The organism is Gilliamella sp. Pas-s25 (genome assembly GCF_009795885.1).
Classification (GTDB): domain Bacteria; phylum Pseudomonadota; class Gammaproteobacteria; order Enterobacterales; family Orbaceae; genus Gilliamella.
On the sequence record NZ_WTEV01000010.1, the window covers coordinates 22,874 to 38,241 of the forward strand.

At 36.9% G+C, this 15,368-nt stretch carries 15 protein-coding genes and 1 CRISPR repeat array; of the genes, 12 read left to right on the forward strand and 3 right to left on the reverse strand.

Annotation, left to right across the window (positions count from 1 at the left end; genetic code table 11):
- Positions 1 to 32: 32 nt before the first annotated feature.
- Positions 33 to 860 carry a 16S rRNA (cytidine(1402)-2'-O)-methyltransferase gene (rsmI, locus tag GQ593_RS06430; RefSeq protein ID WP_160431300.1) on the reverse strand — a complete coding sequence of 276 codons (828 nt, stop codon included), beginning with the start codon at positions 858 to 860 and terminating at the stop codon, positions 33 to 35.
- Between the two features lie 422 nt (positions 861 to 1,282).
- Between rsmI and nlpD the strand changes: the two genes are divergently transcribed.
- The 8 genes from nlpD to GQ593_RS06470 all read left to right on the forward strand — a co-directional run bounded on the left by nlpD (position 1,283) and on the right by GQ593_RS06470 (position 10,222).
- The gene (nlpD, locus tag GQ593_RS06435; RefSeq protein WP_202115395.1) at positions 1,283 to 2,350 is read left to right on the forward strand and encodes a murein hydrolase activator NlpD; all 1,068 of its coding nucleotides are present in this window, start codon (positions 1,283 to 1,285) and stop codon (positions 2,348 to 2,350) included.
- 120 nt (positions 2,351 to 2,470) lie between these two features.
- Complete coding sequence (gene gpmA / locus GQ593_RS06440) at positions 2,471 to 3,223, forward strand: 2,3-diphosphoglycerate-dependent phosphoglycerate mutase (RefSeq protein ID WP_065637836.1); 753 nt, start codon at positions 2,471 to 2,473, stop codon at positions 3,221 to 3,223.
- A 116-nt stretch (positions 3,224 to 3,339) separates the two neighbouring features.
- Positions 3,340 to 3,918 carry a thymidine kinase gene (locus GQ593_RS06445; RefSeq protein WP_065637863.1) on the forward strand — a complete coding sequence of 193 codons (579 nt, stop codon included), beginning with the start codon at positions 3,340 to 3,342 and terminating at the stop codon, positions 3,916 to 3,918.
- A gap of 180 nt (positions 3,919 to 4,098) precedes the next feature.
- Positions 4,099 to 5,307, forward strand: a complete 1,209-nt coding sequence (locus tag GQ593_RS06450; protein ID WP_160431302.1) for an aldose 1-epimerase family protein — start codon at positions 4,099 to 4,101, stop codon at positions 5,305 to 5,307.
- A gap of 266 nt (positions 5,308 to 5,573) precedes the next feature.
- Positions 5,574 to 6,182 carry a UbiX family flavin prenyltransferase gene (locus GQ593_RS06455; protein ID WP_160431303.1) on the forward strand — a complete coding sequence of 203 codons (609 nt, stop codon included), beginning with the start codon at positions 5,574 to 5,576 and terminating at the stop codon, positions 6,180 to 6,182.
- A complete protein-coding gene (locus GQ593_RS06460) occupies positions 6,166 to 6,630 on the forward strand; it encodes a hypothetical protein (protein ID WP_160431304.1) in 465 nt (154 codons plus the stop codon). Before GQ593_RS06455 ends, GQ593_RS06460 begins: the two co-directional genes overlap by 17 nt.
- A gap of 287 nt (positions 6,631 to 6,917) precedes the next feature.
- Positions 6,918 to 7,185: a CRISPR direct-repeat array (repeat unit 28 nt; unit sequence GTTCACCGCCGTGTAGGCGGTTTAGAAA).
- Positions 7,186 to 7,625: 440 nt separating this feature from the next.
- The gene (dnaX, locus tag GQ593_RS06465; RefSeq protein ID WP_160431305.1) at positions 7,626 to 9,851 is read left to right on the forward strand and encodes a DNA polymerase III subunit gamma/tau; all 2,226 of its coding nucleotides are present in this window, start codon (positions 7,626 to 7,628) and stop codon (positions 9,849 to 9,851) included.
- A 32-nt stretch (positions 9,852 to 9,883) separates the two neighbouring features.
- Complete coding sequence (locus GQ593_RS06470) at positions 9,884 to 10,222, forward strand: YbaB/EbfC family nucleoid-associated protein (protein WP_160431306.1); 339 nt, start codon at positions 9,884 to 9,886, stop codon at positions 10,220 to 10,222.
- A gap of 65 nt (positions 10,223 to 10,287) precedes the next feature.
- Here GQ593_RS06470 and GQ593_RS06475 read toward each other — a convergent pair whose 3' ends face one another.
- Positions 10,288 to 11,094 carry a cold-shock protein gene (locus GQ593_RS06475; RefSeq protein ID WP_160431307.1) on the reverse strand — a complete coding sequence of 269 codons (807 nt, stop codon included), beginning with the start codon at positions 11,092 to 11,094 and terminating at the stop codon, positions 10,288 to 10,290.
- Positions 11,095 to 11,363: 269 nt separating this feature from the next.
- On the opposite strand from GQ593_RS06475, the gene ruvA reads away from it, so the two are divergent.
- Together ruvA and ruvB are read left to right on the forward strand one after the other, a co-directional pair.
- Complete coding sequence (gene ruvA / locus GQ593_RS06480; RefSeq protein ID WP_160431308.1) at positions 11,364 to 11,972, forward strand: Holliday junction branch migration protein RuvA; 609 nt, start codon at positions 11,364 to 11,366, stop codon at positions 11,970 to 11,972.
- A gap of 13 nt (positions 11,973 to 11,985) precedes the next feature.
- The gene (ruvB, locus tag GQ593_RS06485) at positions 11,986 to 12,990 is read left to right on the forward strand and encodes a Holliday junction branch migration DNA helicase RuvB (RefSeq protein ID WP_160431309.1); all 1,005 of its coding nucleotides are present in this window, start codon (positions 11,986 to 11,988) and stop codon (positions 12,988 to 12,990) included.
- A 91-nt stretch (positions 12,991 to 13,081) separates the two neighbouring features.
- Here ruvB and cysK read toward each other — a convergent pair whose 3' ends face one another.
- Positions 13,082 to 14,047 (reverse strand): cysteine synthase A, encoded by a 966-nt coding sequence (gene cysK, locus GQ593_RS06490; protein WP_160431310.1) that lies wholly within the window; start codon positions 14,045 to 14,047, stop codon positions 13,082 to 13,084.
- 593 nt (positions 14,048 to 14,640) lie between these two features.
- Here cysK and GQ593_RS06495 point away from each other — a divergent pair.
- Both GQ593_RS06495 and GQ593_RS06500 read left to right on the forward strand, forming a co-directional pair.
- Positions 14,641 to 14,859 carry a DUF7710 domain-containing protein gene (locus GQ593_RS06495; RefSeq protein ID WP_065637828.1) on the forward strand — a complete coding sequence of 73 codons (219 nt, stop codon included), beginning with the start codon at positions 14,641 to 14,643 and terminating at the stop codon, positions 14,857 to 14,859.
- A gap of 107 nt (positions 14,860 to 14,966) precedes the next feature.
- A complete protein-coding gene (locus GQ593_RS06500) occupies positions 14,967 to 15,353 on the forward strand; it encodes a hypothetical protein (protein ID WP_160431311.1) in 387 nt (128 codons plus the stop codon).
- Positions 15,354 to 15,368 lie beyond the last annotated feature (15 nt).

A 15,368-nucleotide genomic window follows, 5' to 3' on the forward strand; every position in this document is an offset into this window, starting at 1 on the left:
ATGTTTTTTATAAGCACTGTTTAGCGGTTTCATTATTGCTCTGCATCCAAACCAATTTGGTAAAGTTGGTTTTTTTTCAGTCCATAGATCTCAGCAGTGATAGCGGCTGCTTTTTTGAGTGGTAGCTCTTTTTGTAATAATTTAAGCGTACTAATTACCTTTTGATCGATATCATTCTCTGTTTTTGTATGGCCTTCAACGATCAGGACAAATTCACCTTTTTGTCTGTTAGTATCTTCATTTAACCATTCAATTAACTGACTAACAGTAAAACTGACAATGGTTTCCCACGTTTTGGTCAGTTCTTTAGCTAATACAATGTGTTTATTAGCGCCAAAAATAGTTTGCATATCACTTAGCGAGTCTAGAAGACGGTGTGTTGATTCATAAAAAATCATTGTTCGTGGTTCGTCGAGTAATTTGATAAGGCAATCTTGGCGGGCTTTACTTTTAGCCGGTAAAAATCCTTCATAGGTAAACTTATCTGAGGGGAGTCCAGCAACTGACAAAGCAGCTATTGCAGCGCAGGCACCAGGGACAGGGACAACCTTTATTCCATTGTCTCGACAAGCTTTAACGAGGTGATACCCCGGATCATTAATTAATGGCGTACCGGCATCTGAAATCAAAGCAATTGATAAGCCTGATGTAAGTTTGTCGATCAAAAGATTGGATTTGTCTTGTTCATTATGGTCATGCAAGGCAAATAACTTCGCTTTAATACCAAGATGTTGTAAAAGTAATCCGCTGTGGCGAGTATCTTCGGCCGCAATAAGGTCAACTCTTTTAAGTGTATCGATGGCTCTAAGCGTAATATCATCTAAGTTTCCGATGGGGGTGGCAACAATATATAAAGTCATTATTTTAAATCACATTAAATTTTTATAGAAATACGGTAAAGATACTGTACGAAAGCCTATTTTATTGTATATACTCACTACTTTCAAAATAAATCCGACAAAGCCAAAGAAATAGTTAATCAATAGCTGTAAAAAATAGCTCGCTTGTAGCAAAATTGCTCATGTACAGATTTAGCTTATATTTTGATGAACAATGGATTAACAAATAGTAGCATTATGCTAACATAACTTGAATACTTGTGGTTATAAATCGCCAAATTTTGGATGAATTTATTGATTTAAGCCATAAGTTATCAATTATAATAGCTTTTTTCTATAAAACCGCTAAAATGTGCTAATAAAACGGTATATATAAAAACGCTATTTAACACTAAAATAAAAATAGCGGAAAAAAACAAAATTCACGAATGAAGGGTGTTGCTTTGAAAAAAATACTTACATTAAGTTGCTTAAGTTTATTGATTGCTGCGTGTACACAAACAGAACAGGCTGAAATCGAAGATATTTCTGGTGCAGGAGGGGCATCAACGTCTTCTGTTTATACCAAACCACCAGCAAATATTTCAACGGGTGGTCGATCTGCTCCTACGACTTACAATCCACCGTCATCAAGACAGCCTACAGCGTCAAATTCTCATACCGCTAACAGCACTAGCAGTAATGGTACGGTAATTAGTAATGAGCGTATTGTTTATAACCGTAATTATGATGACATTCCAAAAGGTGGATATCAAGGTGACACCTATACAGTTAAGCGTGGCGATACTTTATTTTATATTGCGTGGGTAACTGGCAATGATTACCGCTCATTAGCTGCTAAAAATAATATCAAAGAACCTTTTGCCGTTAATGTTGGACAAGTATTAGATGTGAGTGGTGGAACTGTTGTGGTAACCAAACAAACCACAACCAACCATACACCAGCAAATAAAACAAATAGCAATAACTCAACCATTGCTATTGGGCAAGCCAAAACCAAACCAACCATAACCAAAACAACAACCACTTCGATTACCACAACAGGTAAAAATCAAAAACCGACTACAACTCAAACAACTGAAACCATCATTGAACCTTTAGATGATTCTTCTAGTAGTGCAGCAGTAAGCACATCAAAATCAAAAGTTTCTAATATTGCATGGCGTTGGCCTGCACGCGGTAAGATTATTGAAAGATTCTCAAATGCAAGCAAAGGTATTGATATATCAGGCTCAGTTGGCGATAAAGTTATGGCCGCAGCTGATGGGCGGGTTGTGTATTCGGGCAATGCGTTACCGGGTTATGGCAATTTAATCATCGTTAAACATAATGATGACTATTTAACGGCATATGCGCACAATCAATCGATATTAGTAAAGGAACAGCAGTTCGTGCGCGCGGGTGAACAAATTGCCACAATGGGGGCAACAGGCACCTCGTCGGTCAGATTGCACTTTGAAATTCGCTACAAAGCACAATCCGTTGATCCATTAAAATATTTATCAAAATAATAAACGTTTTGGGTTAATAGAAAAGTTAACCCAAAACAGATGACATGCACGGCAATCACAGAGCATGTTTATGAACAAAATACACTAAAATTAAATTTACGTAATAAAGGAGTGATATTCATGGCTGTTAAAAAATTAGTGCTAATTCGACATGGAGAAAGTGTTTGGAACCAAGAAAACCGTTTTTGTGGTTGGACTGATGTTGATTTATCTGACAAAGGTAATAAAGAAGCTGCTGAAGCAGGTAAATTACTAAAAAAAGAAGGTTTCACATTTGATTATGCTTACACTTCAGTATTAAAACGCGCCATTCACACATTATGGCACGTTTTAGACGAAGTTGATCAAGCATGGTTACCGGTTGAAAAAAGCTGGAAACTAAACGAACGTCACTATGGTGCATTACAAGGTTTAAACAAAGCTGAAACAGCAGCAAAATATGGCGATGACCAAGTAAAATTATGGCGTCGTGGCTTTGCAATCACGCCTCCTGCGCTTGAAAAATCAGATGAACGCTTTCCGGGTCACGATTCACGTTACAGCAAATTACCTGAATCAGAATTACCGTTAACTGAAAGTTTAGCATTAACGATTAAACGCGTATTACCTTATTGGGAGTCAACCATTGCGCCACGCGTTGCTAAAGGTGAACGTGTTATTATTGCCGCTCACGGTAACTCACTACGTGCGCTGGTAAAACATTTAGATAACATCAGTGATGACGATATTATCGAACTTAATATCCCAACGGGTGTACCGTTAGTGTATGAATTTGACGACAATATGAAAGTCATTAAACACTACTATTTAGGTAATGCTGACGAAATTGCTGCCAAACAAGCAGCTGTTGCAAACCAAGGTAAAGCAAAATAATTATTCCCTAAACAAACAAAAAGGTAGGTTATTTAACTTACCTTTTTTTATTGTCTGCATTATGGCTTTTTATTCATTCAATTTTATTGATTTATTTTCATTTTGAGAGCGTTATTTTGTCTAAAATCTATTATATCTATGGCGTAATGAATGCCGGAAAATCCACCGAACTGTTGCAAATTGATCATAATTACTTAAGTAATAATATGCAAACATTACTGCTCAAATCATCGGTTGACACGCGCGATTCGGCTGTCGAAATTGTCTCCCGTTTAGGATTACGTAAAAAGGCATTACAGCTTGATGACACAACGGTTGATGATATTATTGATCATATCAAACAAAGCAATTATGCCTGTATACTCATCGACGAAAGCCAGTTTTTATCGCGCAATACTATCTGGAAGTTATCAGATGTGTGCGATGAATATGGCGTGCCAATTATGTTCTTTGGCATTAAAACCGATTATATGGGACACCTGTTTGAAGGATCTAAAACGCTACTTGAAATTGCCGATAATTTTAGAGAACTCAAAACCGTATGTTGGTGTGGCAAAAAAGCGACTATGATCTTATTAGAAGGGCAAGATGGTCAAATTGTTAAATTTGGTAACTCCATCCATCTTGGTGACAGTGAATACCACTCGGTTTGTCGAAAACATTGGAAAGCTGGACAAATAAGACCTAAAGACTGATATTCTAAATATTTCACACTTATTTTGGTCTATAAATCACATTTGTGCGTGTGCTGCTATAATATTGAAAAAGTGTGAATGATCTCTCATTTTTACGATTTTCTTTTATTGATTTTTTTTATTTTATGTCATATTAACTGAAACGATTCAGTGCTATTTTGTTAACCATGAGGGATCACCATGAAAATCAAAATTGTTTCATTAGCTGTAATACTTAGTTTGGCTAGTTATAACGCCAATGCTAAAGAATTTGTATTAACTGATAACGAAAAAGATATCGCCAAAGGTAATTGGTCGGTTTCAAGCCAAGATTTAGGTGTTAAAGGTCAAAAATTCACTATTCAAAATACTGTACTTAAAGGCGGTAAACAAGATGGAACCGAACTTCTGACGATCTCTAGTGATAATTTCACAATTAAATTAATTCCGACACGAGGATTAGGGATTTTGTCTGTTGTTGGTGATGGTATTCGTATGGGATGGGACTCACCGGTAAATGAAGTTGTTAATCCTAAGTATATCAACTTAGAAAGTCGTGGTGGGATTGGATGGCTAGATGGCTTTAACGAAATGATGGTTCGCTGTGGTTTTGAATGGACAGGTCATGCAGCGCAAGCTGATGGTATGATGTATACCCTACATGGTCGAGCTCAAAACACGCCGGTCTCTAAACTCATTGTGAATGTATCTGACAAGGAACCCTACACTATAACGGTTAAGGGGTTAATTAAAGAAAATACTTTCAAAAAAAGCAATCTCGAAACTTGGGCATCACTAAGTTATGTACCAGGAAGTCAAGAATTTACGGTTCATGATGTTGTCACCAATAAGAGTGATTATACCCGCGATTATCAGATCATTTATCATAGTAATTTTGGTACGCCGATTCTTGAAGAAGGCGCAAGGTTTGTTGCCCCAGTTAAGGAAATCTCACCATTTAACGACTATGCGAAAGGGGGGATTAATACATGGCAAACTTATCTAGGTCCAACAAAAGGCTTTGACGAAATGGTATTTAATGTCTATCCGTTTGCTGATGAAAATGGTCAAACACAGGTGATGGTAACCAATAAATTGGGTGATAAAGCCGCAGGTATTGCCTTTAATACTAAACAGTTACCCGTACTATCATTATGGAAAAACACCGATACCCTTAAACAAGGCTATGTTACAGGCTTAGAGCCAGGCACCAGTTTTGCTTATCCAGTGACTATTGAACGTGAGCAAAAACGTGTTCGTCAGTTAGAGCCAGGGCAAAGTACAGAATTTACCTTAACTTATAGCTTATTGTCTAGCAAAGATGCTGTCACAAAATATGAGCAAAAAATCAAAGCTATTCAAGGTAATCAAGAAACCAAAGTAGTTAATGAACCCATGGCTAAAGAGTAAACCATTACAAATGGCTATCAATCTATTGATAGCCATAAACATAATCAAATATGCTAATCCATCATTCCTTAATTTACCTATTATTAATGTAATAGCCATGCAAGTAGCCATCAGCTACTTGATTCGCTACCAATAGATAGGTATAGTCGTCTACTTTATAGCTAGCTTTCATATGGCTTATTATTAAAATAAGGTTTCATTTGGCGACTGCTTAACATAATGATTAATGATTTTTATTGTAATTTGATATTAATATAGAGATAGACATGGCAACGCAGCGAATAATTATTGGCATTAGTGGGGCAACTGGTTTTGCTTATGGGATAAAAGCGTTAGAGCTTTTAAAACCGCTTGATATTCAAACACATTTAGTTATATCAAAAGCGGCACAAATAACGCGCGCTTACGAAGTGCCCAACACCAGCTTAGCGCAAATTGAATCACTGGCTGACAAAGTCTATCATGTCAACAATATTGGCGCAGCCATAGCAAGTGGATCGTTTAAAACCATGGGTATGCTAATTACACCTTGTTCAGTGCGAACGCTTGCTTCTATTGCACAGGGATTATCAGATAATTTACTCACCCGTGCTGCTGATGTTGTTTTAAAAGAGCGTCGCCGCTTGGTATTAATGGTTCGTGAGTCGCCCCTAAATTTAGCTCATCTAAAAAATATGGAAACAGTCACACTTATGGGCGGTGTAATTTGCCCACCGGTGCCAGCACTATATCAGCATATTGCTAGCATTGATGATATTATTGCCCACAGTGTCGCTAGAGCACTTGATTTATTTGGCATTGATATCCCGTCCCTGCCACGTTGGGGCGAAGATTTGCACCTGAACACTAAACCGAATAATGCCAGTAGAGCCTAAAGATATCATGCAAGTCGATCCTAAAATCATCAAATTTATCAAAAAACAGCATGTATTATCGCTTAGCGTTATCTTGCCTGACGACAATCTCTGGGCATGTAATACCTTTTATGTGTTTGATGAAAAGTTAATGAATTTGTATCTGCTTTCCGAATTAAAAACCGATCATGCCAAAGCCATGTTAAAGCATCCGCAGGTTGCAGGTACGATTAACATAATCCCTAAAACAGTTGCACAAATCCAAGGTATCCAATTTCAAGCCACAGCAACGCTTTTACAAAAAGAGCAAGCCGTACATGCTTATAGGTTATATTATCAGGCATTTCCCTTTGCAAGAGTGATAAAAGCACCAATTTGGTCATTGCAGTTGCAACGTATAAAGATGACAAGTAATTTATTAAAGTTTGGCAGTAAAATTCATTGGCTAAAAGGCGAGAATAATTTTTAGTGTACTCTCCTGTTAGTTATGGTGTGTTTTTTGGGGGATATGGGGGCTGTCTTGCCTTAAAAACAACAAGATCAACGTTAAGTTAAATCAATGCGGTATCTGAATATCTTTTAATGGTCAAATTGGCATATTATCGAAATAACCAAAACCTAGCCAACCCTTTTTTTTATCAAAAAAATAAAATCAATAAAAACAATAAATTAAAAATGTCTTATAAAAAAGGGTTTTTGAAAACAAAAATCCTATTTGCCTTTTGCCAAACAAAGTTTATAGTATATCGGCTTCTAGTTCACCGCCGTGTAGGCGGTTTAGAAAGTAGGAAAGTACGGTAAAGTTCGGGTGTCACTGTTCACCGCCGTGTAGGCGGTTTAGAAAAAAGATTTTTAGGGTCTCTATTTTTCATTATTGTTCACCGCCGTGTAGGCGGTTTAGAAAAACAGTGATAATTTAGAATTAGCAACTAATGCGTTCACCGCCGTGTAGGCGGTTTAGAAATGACCGTAAGCATGGCGAGTTTCTTTATTTAAGTTCACCGCCGTATAGGCGGTTTAGAAACAACTTTTCTTCGGCTTTCTTTTTATCCTCATGTTCACCGCCGTGTAGGCGGTAAGTCTCAAAAAAAGCAGGAATTATGATATAAATTATTAATTTATCTAAAAAAAACAAAATAAAAATTCAATAAAATCAATATAATAACTGAGTGATTCAATTCTATAGAGGGGGAAGACACCGCTTTTATAACACTCAAAGGTTAATATTGCCATTAATCGGTGTCAGAGTGAGGAGACAATTGAGTAAGGTTAGCACGTCAAATAAGGAGCGCTGGGTTATATTTGTCAGAAATAAATTCTAGTTGTGCTGTATAACCGAACTAAGACTCTCGTAAGTTGATTTGTATTGTTTAATATTGCATCGATTATTGAGCGTATAAAGACTATTTTGCCTGTTTATGGTATGATTAGTGCTAGATTCAATGGCAAAAAGTTATGGTGATGATGAGTTATCAAGTTTTAGCACGCAAATGGCGACCAAAATCATTTTCTGAAGTTGTGGGGCAGCAGCATGTCCTCAAAATTCTGTCTAATGCGCTTTCGCTTGGGCGGGTTCATCATGCTTATCTGTTTTCGGGCACGCGAGGTGTGGGTAAAACCTCGATTGCTCGTTTGTTAGCAAAAGGGTTAAATTGCGAAACGGGCATTACCGCAACGCCGTGTGGCGTTTGTGATAATTGTCGCGATATTGAGCAAGGGCGATTTGTTGATCTGCTCGAAATTGATGCGGCCTCGCGCACCAAGGTTGAAGATACGCGTGAAATCCTTGATAACATTCAATATTTACCAAGCAAGGGGCGCTTTAAGGTCTATTTGATTGATGAAGTTCATATGCTATCGCGCAGTAGCTTTAATGCACTCCTTAAAACCCTAGAAGAGCCACCTGAGCATGTTAAGTTTTTATTGGCGACTACTGATCCGCAAAAATTACCTATAACAATATTGTCACGCTGTTTGCATTTGCATTTAAATGTGCTTGATACCGCATTAATTGGGCAACAACTTGAGCATATTTTGCAATTAGAACAAATCAACGGCGATGCTAAAGCCATTGCGTTATTAGCTAAAGCTGCCAATGGCAGTATGCGCGACGCGCTAAGTTTAACCGATCAAGCCATTGCCCTTGGTAATGGTAAGGTCGATGCTGAATCGGTGGCAGTTATGCTTGGCACGCTTGATAAGTCGATTCCGTTTGCTATTGTTGAAGCATTGCATAATGGTGAGGGTAATGCCCTAATGCAACAAATTCAAGCCGCCGCTGTGCAAGGTGTTGATTGGGATAATTTGTTAGCCGAAACCATTACTTTATTGCATCAAATTGCGTTATTGCAAGTGGTGCCAACCGCATTGGGAGATTATACCGATAACGAAGAGCGAATTCGTTTTTTGGCGCAATATATGGCACCTAACGATGTACAGTTGTTTTATCAAATTTTGTTAATGGGGCGTAAAGAACTTGCTTTTTCGCCCGATAAAAAAATTGGCGTCGAAATGAGCTTTTTACGCGCTTTGGCTTTTATGCCAAAGGTGGTTGATGCGGTTCTTCCGACTGTGGTTAGTTCGGCATCTGTCCAAGGCAATAGGCAGCAACAGGTGCAATCCCAAACCAAAGCACAGTTCGAACGGCAATCGCAAGTGCAAGCTGTTGAGTATACAAATATTCCAAAGCAAGCAGAAGTTAATCAACAGGTTGAAAATCAACCTCATATTCAACAATCTCAGCCCATTCGCGCTACAAGTTCAACTGTGAACCAGCCGGCTAATACCCATAAATCAGCTATATCACAACAAGTTGTGGCTAGTTCACCGTTAACCTCCAAGGTGAAAAGCCAGCCCCAAGACACAAATAATTTGGCATCCGCTGCGCCATCGACAATGGAACAAGTAGCTGATGGCAAAACTGCAACGGATGAGCTAACGATTCCCGATGAAGTTTCGTCGATAACTAAAAGTGTTTTAGAAATGCGTATGCAGTTGATGAAAGGGGAACAAAATCCAAAAAAGTCTGAATCGGTTGATAAGATTCAACCAAAAAGTTCGGTCATGCGTGAATCACTCACAAGAATTAAACAGAACGTCGCGATCGTAGGTGATGCCAATGTTGATAGCCACGATAGTGGTGGCGATGATGACAAAGAAGAAATCACCGCCGAAAACTATCAATGGCAAGCCAGTGGTTTGATTGCCATGAAAGAAGAGCTGGTGGTGAATACCAAAGCTTTTCGTGAATCACTTAACGGTGATAAAACCCCTGAAATGGCAAAAAAATTGATTGCCGAAATGGCACAAAAAGATGCGTGGTGTGCCGAAATTGAGCAATTAGATTTGTCACCTTTGATTAAGCAAATTGCGGTCAACTCTGGGTATGAACAGATCGACAATACCACTATTGTGCTACATCTGCGTTCAGCAGTTAAACATTTGATTAATTCGGCCAATAATGTGGCTAAAGTGCAAAAAGCACTTTGTGAACATCGCAAGCAAGAGCTTAATGTAAAGATTATTGTTGATGATAATCAAGACTATAAAACGCCCATTGAAATGCGTGAAGCGTTATATCAACAAAAACTAGCGCAAGCAAAGATAACTATTGCTGAAGATCCAAAAGTGGCAACAATTTGTCGATATTTTGATGCCAAGATTGATGAATCAAGTGTTCGTCCTGTATAATCATGGCGATATTTTTTTAACGAGGAATTATTATGTTTTCAGGTGGAAAAGGTGGTTTGGGTAATTTAATGAAACAAGCCCAACAAATGCAAGCAAAAATGCAACAAGCCCAAGAAGAGATCGCTAAATTAGAAGTGACAGGCGAATCGGGTGCAGGTTTAGTTAAGGTGACGGTTAATGGTACACATAATTGTAAACGTGTTGAAATCGATCCGTCACTTATGACTGAAGATGATAAAGAGATGTTAGAAGATCTTATTGCTGCGGCTTATAATGATGCAGCTCGTCGTTTAGATGATGCACAAAAAGAAAGAATGGCACAAGTTACTGGTGGCATGCAATTACCGCCAGGTTTTAAAATGCCGTTTTAAGCGTAGATTATTTTGACAGTAGGCGGAAAGGCAATCATATTTCCTTTCCGCTTTTTACGCTAAAATTATTTTCCAATAAAAATAAAATCGTTTACTAATTTTTCATTATCATAAGTAATATCGCTTAACCGCTTTTTGTAAATTTCACACAAATCATATATCGAAATTTCTTTGACTTTTACATTATCGAAATCGCTTATCTCCTTGCTTTCCCCTTTGGTGATGATCCAAACTTGTTTATTTTTGCCCGTTAATGGTATCGTTTTAGGGGTGATTCCGCCGTCATTTTTTTTAATGTTGAAGGTTAATTGTGCTTTTTGGTTCAGTTTATTGATGTAGTTTTCTATTTGTTCTTCTTTAAACGATTCAAAGTTTTTTTGTAGTGTACAGTCATACATTACAGCTAAATTTTCGATAATAAAAAAACCATCGGCCTTACCCGCTTGATTATCACGATCAAATTGAAATATTTTGTTTAAACCAATCACTTTTAATAAATTGAAGACTGAATCTTCAAATGCTAATGGATCATCAATGTATTTGATCTGTTGGACAGAATTTATTAAAAGTGTTTGATAGCCTTTGGCATCAATTTTATTTGCCAAAGATTTATTATCAGACAAGCTCTGCTCGTTGTTTTCTGTTGCTTGATCTTTGATAATTTTGATATTTGTTGCAAATCGTTGCCCTGAATCTTTTTCATTAGCAGTAAATGCCACTCGTAGGCCTATTTCTATTTCATCTATAGGTAAATTATCAAAATCCTTTTTAGCAAAATAATAATCCTTTCCTTCATCCAACGCTCTTATAAATCCATAATAGGCATCTTCATTATTTTTATCTTTACAAAGTTTTTTTATTTGGCTAATCATATATAACGCTCCTTAATGGAATAAATTATGACTTCAAAACATCATTTTTGATTATTGAATAATTACAACGTCTATAAACAAATCAACTATTTTTACCAGTATTATATATAAATTTGCTCCATATATCATTTAGTTAAATGATATTTGCTGTAATTAATATTTGATTTAACTGTCTATTTATACAGTTTTTCTTTATTATTTTTTTGCTATCAGGTAAACTACACCTTATTATTTGCTTATTTGTTACGCTTTATTATTAAGGATATATTGTGATTGGTCGTTTACGTGGCACCATTATTGAAAAGCAACCCCCTAAAGTGCTGATTGAAGTCGCTGGCGTTGGTTATGATGTATTTATGCCGATGACCTGTTTTTATGAATTGCCCGAAAACGGGCAAGAAGTCATTGTGTTAACCCATTTTGCCGTACGTGAAGATGCGCAAGTATTGTATGGTTTTAATCAAGAACAAGAGCGTGAATTGTTTCGTGAACTTATTAAAGTTAATGGCGTGGGACCAAAATTGGCATTAGCCATTTTATCAGGCATGTCAGCGTCGCAATTTATTAGTGCTGTTGAACAAGGTGAAATTAAAACTTTAGTTAAACTGCCCGGCGTGGGCAATAAAACTGCACAGCGGTTAATTGTTGAAATGAAAGATCGCATTAAACATTTTGGTGAACAATCGTCAAGTTCTAGCTTGATTGTTGAAACTGGTAGCATTCAAAAAACGGCTAATCAAATTGAAAGTGAGGCGGTTTCGGCTTTAATTGCATTAGGTTACAAACCACAAGAAGCTAGCCGTATTATTAATAAAGTGATTATTCCTGACATGGATTGCGAAACGCTGATTCGTGAAGCCTTAAAATCAGCATTATAAATAGGGATTGATTATGATTGAAGCGGATCGTTTAATTGCCCCACAAGTGCAAAAAGAAGAAGAATCATTAGATCGTGCAATTCGTCCTAAATCTTTGGACGACTATATAGGTCAACCGCAAGTTCGCGAACAGATGAAAATCTTTATTCAAGCCGCTAAACAGCGCCATGATGCGCTCGACCATGTGCTTATATTTGGTCCTCCAGGTCTTGGTAAAACAACGTTAGCCAATATTGTAGCGAACGAAATGAATGTTAATTTACGCACTACATCAGGCCCTGTATTAGAAAAGGCCGGCGATTTAGCCGCCATGCTGACCAATTTAGAGCCTAACGATGTGCTGTTTATTGACGAGATCCACCGTCTTTCCCCTGTCGTTGAAGAAATTTTATATCCCGCAATGGAAGACTACCAATTAGATATTATGATTGGCGAAGGGCCAGCAGCGCGTTCAATCAAAATTGATCTTCCTCCTTTTACATTAGTTGGTGCAACAACTCGCGCCGGATCGTTAACTTCGCCACTGCGGGATAGGTTTGGTATTGTGCAGCGCCTTGAGTTTTATCGGGTTGAGGATTTAGAATATATTGTTAGCCGTAGCGCTAAATTTTTAGGTATGGATTTGTCAGATGAAGGTGCACATTTAATTGCTAAACGTTCTCGTGGTACACCGCGAATTGCCAATCGTCTTTTGCGCCGTGTGCGCGATTATGCCGATGTAAAATCAAAAGGGGTTATCGACAAAAAAATCGCAACTCAAGCGCTGGATATGCTTGATGTTGATAATGAGGGTTTTGATTATATGGATCGTAAATTGTTGCTGGCTATTATCGAAAAATTCATGGGTGGTCCAGTCGGATTAGATAACATTGCCGCGGCCATTGGTGAAGAGCGCGAAACGATAGAAGATGTTCTCGAGCCGTTTTTAATTCAACAAGGTTATATTCAACGAACACCTCGTGGCAGAATCGCAACACCACATGCGTATCGCCATTTTGGCATTATTCAAGATAATTAGGTTAAGGTTGTGAGCGATTTAATGTTAATAAAAACGTGATTATTGGATGAATCACGTTTTTTATTACTGATTTTATATTATTAATTTTGAGTTAACCGAGTTCTTTTTCAGTAAAAATACCACTAAATAAATCGGTACTTAAATAACGCTCGCCAGAAGATGGCAAAATCACCACAATGGTTTTGCTGGCATATTCAGGTAATTTTGCTAAGCGATCGGCAGCAAAAACGGCAGCGCCCGATGATATCCCAGCTAATATGCCTTCTTTTTCCATCAATTCGCGTGCTGTTTCGATAGCGTCTTCGTTTGATACTTTTTCGACTATATCAATTAAACTTAAATCAAGGTTTGCAGGAATAAAACCAGCCCCAATGCCCTGAATTTTATGTGGTCCTGGCTTAATAGTTTCGCCTGCTAGTGCTTGGCTAATAACGGGTGAATTTGTTGGTTCAACGGCAACCGCAGTAATATTTTTGCCTTGTGTTTTTTTGATGTAACGCGTTACGCCAGTGAATGTACCGCCTGTTCCGACACCAGCAATAAAAATATCGATTTGACCATTGGTATCTTGCCATATTTCTGGTCCCGTTGTTTTTTCGTGGATTTCTGGATTAGCAGGATTACTAAATTGTTGTAGCATAAGGTTTTTTTTAGGATCACTTGCCACGATTTCTTCGGCTTTTTCGATTGCGCCTTTCATCCCCTTGGCTGCTTCAGTTAAAATCAAATTTGCACCTAAGGCTTTTAGCAGTTTTCGGCGTTCAATGCTCATGCTTTCAGGCATGGTTAATGTTAATTTATAGCCACGAGCAGCAGCAACAGCCGCTAGTGCAATACCTGTATTACCGCTTGTTGGTTCGATTAATTCAACATCAGAGGTTAATAAACCGCGTTTTTCAGCATCCCAAATCATATTTGAAGCAATACGACATTTCACACTAAAACTAGGGTTGCGCGATTCGACTTTTGCTAATATGTTACCATGACCAAAATGTTTTAAACGAACCAGTGGCGTATGACCAATGGTTTGTGAATTATCATCAAATATTTTACTCATATTAGAATCCTTGTTAATTGCTATAAAGGAAATAGCATGATGTTGTTTTGCTAATAATACTTATTATAAATAGAACGAAAAAAGATGGTACTAATTAATTATTATATCAATATTCATTTTGGACATAAGAACAATGTCTATTTTTGAAAATTAATAGTTAAGTAAAGTTGCTATTGGTTACAAAATAAGTAGAAGTGATGAGTGAAAATGATCGTTTTTAGCTTAGACAATTGACTTTCTTGTAAATAAAATCAATCGTTGCTTTGAATATAAAAAGCATACCGTTTACATGTTTTAGAATGAAAGAATATAATCCATTTATATGGGGTTGCATTAGGAATAACAAAATATTTTATTGGAATATTTACAGTGAATGGAAACTAGCAGCGATTTTATTAAAATTTTCATTATGGGAATGATTAATCAAGATGTTGTTAAATAAAAGAGTATATAAGTAGATTATTGAACAAGATTCAACCTAACACGGTTTATTAGCATAAAGACAAATTTGTGTATAAAATTATGCGTGATTATTTAGCTGGTTATCTTTACTAAGTTGGAAAATGAATAGATGAGTTATTAGGTGAAATAGTATGAAAGAGTATCGTTGGGTGTGGGTTTTTAAGCGAGATGACGTTTCAATGGTGTCTGCGGTGTTTTCATCTCTGGAAAATGCGGATAATTGGGTAAAGCTTAATAAATTAACTGGCGTTTTAACTAAAATGCCAATAGATATTGGTGGTTATGATTGGTGTATACAAAATAATGAGCAAATGCTTGAACACTATCATTACCAAAAAGGTATTAGATAACATTATAGTAAATAACTAGACTAAGGTTGTTTAAACCTTTTTATTTTGGATAATGTTAAGAGCTGATAATTACAAGCACTAATGTAAATGTTATCAAGAAACACGAAATGAAAGAAAATATAACGAATAGTGAAATAAAATTTTTAGCAACTACCATTAACTGTTATACCGAAAATGGGGTGTTTATTATTGGCATCAGTGACGATCCAATATCCCCCAACCATTACTTAATCTTATCTCGATATGATGAGGGTGATGTTGATGAATCAATCGGTATTCAAACGCATCTAACTGGGATGGAAGTGGCTAAAGCGATTAAACGTATCGTTTTGAAAACAAACACACTTACCATAGAGATAAATAAGCATAACACCGAACAAGTACGGGCTAAAAAAATGATTATTGAATTTAGTGAAATTGATAAAACGTTGTTAATAACATATATTAACAACGTTTTTTTACATAGTTCGGTAAAGGTAATCATTAGTGAATAAAAATCTGAATGATAA

Excerpts from the sequence above, each read along its gene's own strand:
- rsmI (WP_160431300.1), bottom strand. The coding sequence starts at position 860 with ATGACTTTATATATTGTTGCCACCCCCATCGGAAACTTAGATGATATT.
- gpmA (WP_065637836.1), top strand. The coding sequence starts at position 2,471 with ATGGCTGTTAAAAAATTAGTGCTAATTCGACATGGAGAAAGTGTTTGG.
- GQ593_RS06450 (WP_160431302.1), top strand. The coding sequence starts at position 4,099 with ATGAAAATCAAAATTGTTTCATTAGCTGTAATACTTAGTTTGGCTAGT.
- GQ593_RS06455 (WP_160431303.1), top strand. The coding sequence starts at position 5,574 with ATGGCAACGCAGCGAATAATTATTGGCATTAGTGGGGCAACTGGTTTT.
- GQ593_RS06460 (WP_160431304.1), top strand. The coding sequence starts at position 6,166 with ATGCCAGTAGAGCCTAAAGATATCATGCAAGTCGATCCTAAAATCATC.
- dnaX (WP_160431305.1), top strand. The coding sequence starts at position 7,626 with ATGAGTTATCAAGTTTTAGCACGCAAATGGCGACCAAAATCATTTTCT.
- GQ593_RS06470 (WP_160431306.1), top strand. The coding sequence starts at position 9,884 with ATGTTTTCAGGTGGAAAAGGTGGTTTGGGTAATTTAATGAAACAAGCC.
- GQ593_RS06475 (WP_160431307.1), bottom strand. The coding sequence starts at position 11,094 with ATGATTAGCCAAATAAAAAAACTTTGTAAAGATAAAAATAATGAAGAT.
- ruvB (WP_160431309.1), top strand. The coding sequence starts at position 11,986 with ATGATTGAAGCGGATCGTTTAATTGCCCCACAAGTGCAAAAAGAAGAA.
- cysK (WP_160431310.1), bottom strand. The coding sequence starts at position 14,047 with ATGAGTAAAATATTTGATGATAATTCACAAACCATTGGTCATACGCCA.
- GQ593_RS06495 (WP_065637828.1), top strand. The coding sequence starts at position 14,641 with ATGAAAGAGTATCGTTGGGTGTGGGTTTTTAAGCGAGATGACGTTTCA.
- GQ593_RS06500 (WP_160431311.1), top strand. The coding sequence starts at position 14,967 with ATGAAAGAAAATATAACGAATAGTGAAATAAAATTTTTAGCAACTACC.